The 5652-nt window shown below is 61.6% G+C and carries 6 protein-coding genes and 2 pseudogenes; 6 read left to right on the top strand and 2 right to left on the bottom strand.

What is annotated here, in order from left to right; translation table 11 throughout:
- Both EOA85_RS25960 and EOA85_RS25955 read left to right on the top strand, forming a co-directional pair.
- Nucleotides 1–416 (top strand): adenylate/guanylate cyclase domain-containing protein (locus tag EOA85_RS25960; protein WP_164759876.1); only part of this gene is annotated, 416 nt, incomplete at its 5' end.
- Nucleotides 417–484: 68 nt separating this feature from the next.
- Nucleotides 485–607: pseudogene (locus tag EOA85_RS25955) on the top strand (IS5/IS1182 family transposase); the annotation flags it as partial.
- A gap of 13 nt (nucleotides 608–620) precedes the next feature.
- Here EOA85_RS25955 and EOA85_RS25950 read toward each other — a convergent pair.
- Nucleotides 621–1417, bottom strand: a pseudogene (locus EOA85_RS25950) (transglutaminase family protein).
- Between the two features lie 205 nt (nucleotides 1418–1622).
- Between EOA85_RS25950 and EOA85_RS39955 the strand changes: the two are divergent.
- Entirely contained in the window at nucleotides 1623–1748 is a 126-nt protein-coding gene (locus tag EOA85_RS39955; protein ID WP_082982715.1) for a hypothetical protein, read from the top strand.
- A gap of 189 nt (nucleotides 1749–1937) precedes the next feature.
- On the top strand, nucleotides 1938–2252 hold the full coding sequence (gene sugE, locus EOA85_RS25940) for a quaternary ammonium compound efflux SMR transporter SugE (RefSeq protein ID WP_127211668.1): 315 nt from the start codon (nucleotides 1938–1940) through the stop codon (nucleotides 2250–2252).
- A gap of 191 nt (nucleotides 2253–2443) precedes the next feature.
- Here sugE and EOA85_RS25935 read toward each other — a convergent pair whose 3' ends face one another.
- The gene (locus EOA85_RS25935) at nucleotides 2444–2872 is read right to left on the bottom strand and encodes a DUF6481 family protein (protein WP_127211667.1); all 429 of its coding nucleotides are present in this window, start codon (nucleotides 2870–2872) and stop codon (nucleotides 2444–2446) included.
- 231 nt (nucleotides 2873–3103) lie between these two features.
- Here EOA85_RS25935 and EOA85_RS25930 point away from each other — a divergent pair, with 231 nt between their 5' ends.
- Together EOA85_RS25930 and EOA85_RS25925 are read left to right on the top strand one after the other, a co-directional pair.
- Entirely contained in the window at nucleotides 3104–4165 is a 1062-nt protein-coding gene (locus EOA85_RS25930; RefSeq protein ID WP_127211669.1) for an LLM class flavin-dependent oxidoreductase, read from the top strand.
- A 222-nt stretch (nucleotides 4166–4387) separates the two neighbouring features.
- Nucleotides 4388–5557, top strand: coding sequence for an AI-2E family transporter (locus tag EOA85_RS25925; protein ID WP_127211666.1), 1170 nt, complete (start codon nucleotides 4388–4390; stop codon nucleotides 5555–5557).
- The last annotated feature ends 95 nt before the right edge of the window (nucleotides 5558–5652 follow it).

Raw genomic sequence — 5652 nt, 5'->3', positions numbered from 1 at the left:
GACAGGGCATCAACACGGGCTATTGCAATGTTGGAAACTTCGGTTCCGATGATCGGATGGACTACACGATCATCGGAGCCGAAGCGAACTTGGCGGCCCGTCTGCAGTCGATTGCCGAGCCCGGCGGCATCTGCCTCAGCTATGAGACTTACGCGCTCGTCCGCGACCTTGTCCGGGCGCGTCCGTTAGCACCGATTGCCATGAAGGGGATCAGCCGGGAGGTTGTCCCCTACGAAGTCGAGGGCCTCCTGGGTGAACTGGCCCAGCGCCCTCAGGTCATCAGCGAGCACGCGACTGGCCTCGACTTGTTCCTCGATGTTGAGGCAATCGACGAGAACGGGGTCGAGCGGGCGAAGAAACGACTTTCGGAGGCGCTCCTGGCCTTAACCATCCGAAGCAAGCCCGCCGCTTCTTAGGTTTTTGAACGTCTGAGCGCATTTGAGACTTCAATGAAGTGATCTCCATGCCGTGTGAATTTACAGAGCACATTGAGTGCTGCTTCTCCAAACTCAGGCAGTTCCGCCGGGTCGCAACCCGCTTCGAGAAACCCGCCCGCAATTACCGCGCCGTTGTCACTCTCACGGCTATTGTCTTGTGGTTGCGGTAACTGTCCACACGGCCTAGTCGACGATCTTGTTCGTCCAGACCTTGAAACCGGCCAGCGTGCCGGGCCCGAAAATATGGGTCAGCGGCACATCGGCTGCATCGCGGCCGGAGGCGATCAGGATGCGGCCGATGCGCGGCGCGTTGTTGCGCGGATCGAAGGCATGCCAGCGGCCGCCGAGATCGACCTCCATCCAGGCGGCGAAGTCCATGTCCGACCACGGTTCGGCAGGCCGATGTCGCTGATGTAGCCGGTGCAGTAGCGCGTCGGGATGTTCAAGGCGCGGCAGAAGGCGACGGCGAGAGGGGCGAAGTCGCGGCAGACCCCGCTCTGCTCGCGATAGGCCGCCGTGCGCGTCGGCCGCGCATTGCCATAATTAAAGATGATGTGGTTGTGGACGAAGTCGCAGACCGCCTGCACGCGTGGAATGCCGAGCGGCGTGTGGCCGAACAGCCGCCACGCTTCGTTCGCCAGCACGTCGCTATCGCAATAGCGGCTGGGCAGCAGGAACAGCAGCGTGTCGGACGGCAGGTCGCGCACCTCGTTCTGCCAGGCCATCAGATCGCCGAAAGTGCCGGTATCGCGGATCACCGCGTCCGTGCCGATGCTGAAGCGACCCGGCGGGGCGACAAGACGGTTGCACCAGTTGCCGAAACTGTCCCGGTAGCTCTCGATCGGCACCGGCGGGTTCGAGGTCAGGAAGTCCGGCCATTCGAGATCCGACGCGCGGGAATAGTGGACGTTGAGCATCGCGATCAGCGGCGTTTCCTGCGGAAAATCGAAGCTCATCTCGCCGCCGATATGGATTCGCATTGTCGTCCTGACCGGCCTGCCGGATCATCACCCGGCGAAGGCACGGGCTGTTGCTGCATTGCAAAAAAGATCATCGCACGGACCAGCACGGTTTACGAGCGGAACGGTTGACCTCAGCCGGCTGGCGCCGGCGCCAGATTATGCCTCTTGCGGTCGGGCGTTTCTCTTGGTTCATTTCGCTTGCCACAAATGGAGGAAACGAATCATGGCTAAAGGTGCGATGAAGGCGGGCAAAGAAGCCCGCAAGCCGAAAAAGGACGCGAAGAAACCCGCCGCTGCCCCGACCCTGAAAGCGCCGCCCGTCAAAGCGACCAAACTCAAGGACAGGTAAGCCTGGGCGTTTCGACGCGAGGTCATGACCGGCGGCATTTCAGTGCCAATCGACATTCACCGGTTGGTCCTGAAATGCCGCCGGCGCTGCTGTTGATTGGGCACCCTAAATTTCTATACCAATGCAGCGAAGACGACTTCGCGCTTTGCGAAAAGACCGGGACGACCCGCAATCCAATGGAGCGTTCCGATGTCGTGGATTCTTCTCTTCTTCGCTGGTCTGTTCGAGATCGGCTGGGCGATCGGCCTCAAATACACTGATGGCTTTTCGAGGCCGCTGCCGACTGTCCTGACGGTTGTCTCGATGGTCGTCAGTCTCGTTTTGCTCGGACTGGCGCTGAAGACGCTGCCGGTCGGCACGGCCTATGCGGTGTGGACCGGCATCGGCACCGTCGGCACGGCGCTGCTTGGCATCTGGCTGCTCGGCGAGCCTGCGACCGCGATCAGGCTGGCCTGCATCGCACTCATCGTCTGCGGCATCATGGGATTGAAACTCGCGGCCTAAAGCGCGTCGCGTCTGAAGAGATTCATGCGGCGCGCTTTAAGTTCTTGTTGTTATGCATGTCGTCGTCCCAAAACCGCTGCGCACTTTTGGGCGACATGCATTAGTTTTGCTGCAAGGCCGCAGCACAAACGCCTTCAGGGCCGCTGCAAGGCGGCCCTGAATTTGATTGGTGCTATCGCGCTGTAGGAGCGCTAGCGAGCAGAAAAGCCCGGAGGCGTCCTGCCGGTGCGCTGCTTGCGCGCCGCATAGCGCGCGTCGCGCTTGGCCTTGCGCTCGGCCTCGTCGGCAAGCAAACGAGCGATGCGCTCGTTCTCTTCGGCTTCCCGGATCTTCGCTTCCGCCCGCGCCGCTTCTTCCGCAGCAATACGCGCCGCTTCGGCAGCAGCTTCGCGCTCGGCCTTTTCGGCCGCTTCGCGCGCCAGCTTTTCCTGCTTCAGCCTGGCCTTTTCGGCCTCGCGTATCGCACGAGCTTCGAGGATTGCCTTGCGTTCGGCCTGTCGTGCCAGCACCGCTGGATCGTCTGCTGCTGGCTTTGCCCTGAAGCGCTCGAGAAGCGCCTTCTTTGCCTCGTTTGCGGCATTGCGCCGCTCGAAAACGTCTTTTTCCCTATAGATAGCCAAGTCCACTTCCCTGGAGTCAATTTGCGAGGCTTACATACGCGTGAAAACCCAGAGTTCAAGCGCCAAAACGGTATGCCAGCCATGAAATTCTGAGCTGTTGCAGTCGGGAGACGCCTTTTCGGCTGAATTCGGCTGAAACGGACATGCACTGTTCACCATCCGCCCCTCTGGTGGCGCGGCGGACTGGTCGCTACCTGTAGCGCGAAAAACAAAACACCAGGATGACACATGATGGAACTCGGTCTCTATACCTTCGCCGACGTCGGGCCGGAACCGGGCCCTGGTGCCATCGGTCCGCATGAGCGGCTGCGAAACCTGATCGAGGAGATCGAGCTGGCCGACCAGGTCGGCCTCGACGTGTTTGGGCTGGGCGAGCATCACCGTCCCGATTATGCGGCTTCAGCGCCGGTCGTAGCCCTGGCCGCGGCGGCCGAACGCACCCGGCGCATAAAGCTGACCAGCGCGGTCACCGTGCTATCCTCCGACGATCCGGTTCGCGTCTTCCAGCAGTTTGCGACACTCGACCTTCTATCCGGCGGTCGGGCCGAGATCATGGCTGGGCGCGGCTCGTTCATCGAATCCTTTCCGCTGTTCGGCTACAATCTCGAAGATTATGACGAGCTCTTTGCCGAAAAGCTCGACCTGCTGCTTGCCATACGCGACAGCGTCAAGGTGACGTGGTCGGGCAGGCTGCGCGCTTCGATCAACGATCGCGGCGTCTACCCCCGCCCGTTCCAAGGCAGATTGCCGATCTGGATCGCGATCGGCGGCACGCCGCAATCCGCCGCGCGGGCCGGCGCGCTTGGCCTGCCGCTGGCGCTGGCCATCATCGGCGGCGCGCCGGCGCGGTTCGCGCCGCTGTTCGACATTTACAGGGAAGCGGCCAAACGGGCGGGCAACGATCCGGCTGATCTCGCTACCAGCCTCAACGTCCACGGCTTCATCGCCGAGACCACCGACCAGGCGGCTGACGATTTTTATGGGCCGCAGGCCGAGGTGATGAACCGCATTGGCCGCGAGCGTGGCTGGGGTCCGACATCGAGGGCACATTTCGACCAGTCGCGCGGCCCGAACGGCGCGCTGTTCGTCGGCAATCCAGAACAGGTGGCCGAAAAAATCGTTGCCCAGCACAGGATATTCGGCAACGATCGCTTCCTGCTGCAAATGGCGATCGGCACCATGGCGCATGCCAAGGTCATGAAGGCGATCGAACTCTACGGCACCAAGGTCGCGCCGATCGTGCGCAAGGAAACGGCGGAGGCCATCCGGGCCGTGGCAGCGCCGGCCGCCTGATTCGTCGGCAAGATCGTAGGGCTAAGGTCATCATCAACGCCGGCTAACGCATCGACCCGAAAATCGGAATCGATTTTCGGAAAGCACGATGCGTAGATTCAAAGTGTCAGAGCGCACTTTGTGCGTCCAAGTGGACGCACGTCGCTCTAACGGAACTTTGAAGCCGCAAAGGCGTTTCCGCCCACGGTCTACGCCAATCGCGGTGTGCCGCCGAGGGCCAGAATGAAAGCCGAACCCGCCGCTTCGGGCGCAGGCGCTGCCGATAGCCCGGATTCGCGCGCCGAGGCGCGTGCGGATACCCATCTGATTCGTTCGCTGCTCGTTGGCATCTTCATCCTTATGGCGATCTTCGCGCTCTATTTCGCCCGTGCCTTCTTCATGCCGGTCATTCTGGCTTTCCTGCTGGCACTGACGCTGACGCCGATCGTCCGCTTCCTGCGCAAGCACGGCTTGCCCGATGCCATGTCGGCGACATTGCTGGTGCTGCTGTCGTTCTGCGTCATCGCTGTCGCAGGGTATTTGCTCAGCGGCCCGGTCATCGACCTCATCAACAACACCTCGTCGATCGGCCAGCAGCTTGCGGAACGTCTGGCGCAACTGCGCCGTCCGTTCGAAAGGATCGTGGAGATTTCGCGTCAGATAGAGGGACTAACGCAGACCTCCCAGGAGCCCGGCGTTCAGAGGGTGGCCATGGCGCCATCGGGCATTCTCTCGCAAGCCGCCGGCAATGTGCTGTCGGCCGGCACCAGCGTCACCATTGTCTTCGTCCTGTCGCTGTTCCTGCTCGCCTCCGGCACGATGTTCTATGAGAAGATTGTCCAGTCCTTCCCCAGTCTCAGCGAAAAGAAGCGGGCGCTGCGCGTCGTCTACGACGTTGAACGTGAAATATCGCACTATCTGCTCACCGTCACGGTCATCAACGCGGGCCTCGGCACGGTCATCGGGCTCGGCCTGTGGGCCCTCGGCGTGCCCAACGCTCAGGTCTGGGGCGCGGCAGCGGCTCTGCTTAATTTCCTGCCCTATATCGGTGCGCTGATTACGATCACGCTGGTTACCGTCATCTCGCTGATCAGCTTCGAGACGATCTCCTATGCGCTGCTGGCGCCAGCATTCGTCATTTTGTGCGACGTCATCGAAGGCCAGTTTGTGACGCCGACTGTGGTTGGCCGCCGCCTCGAGATCAACGCCGTGGCGATCCTCATCGCCATTGCCTTCTGGTCCTGGTTGTGGGGCTTCGTCGGCGCGCTGATGGCGGTGCCGCTGCTGGTCGTCATCAAGGTGTTCTGCGATCATTTCGACGGCCTCAGCCATGTCGGCAATTTCCTGGCGGCGCAGCATACGGCGGTTGAGGACGAAGAGATTTCAGAGACCGAGAAGGCGGCGGGCGTATGATCCGGGAACCGAGATAAGTTCCGGAGGGAATCCCTCGGACTCAAATGCCAGAGCGTCCTTTGCGGCTGCTTGGACGCGCGGCGTCTGTTCAATTT

The organism is Mesorhizobium sp. M5C.F.Ca.IN.020.29.1.1, assembly GCF_003997375.1.
GTDB lineage: Bacteria > Pseudomonadota > Alphaproteobacteria > Rhizobiales > Rhizobiaceae > Mesorhizobium > Mesorhizobium wenxiniae.
This window is presented reverse-complemented; position numbering and strand designations above follow the sequence as displayed.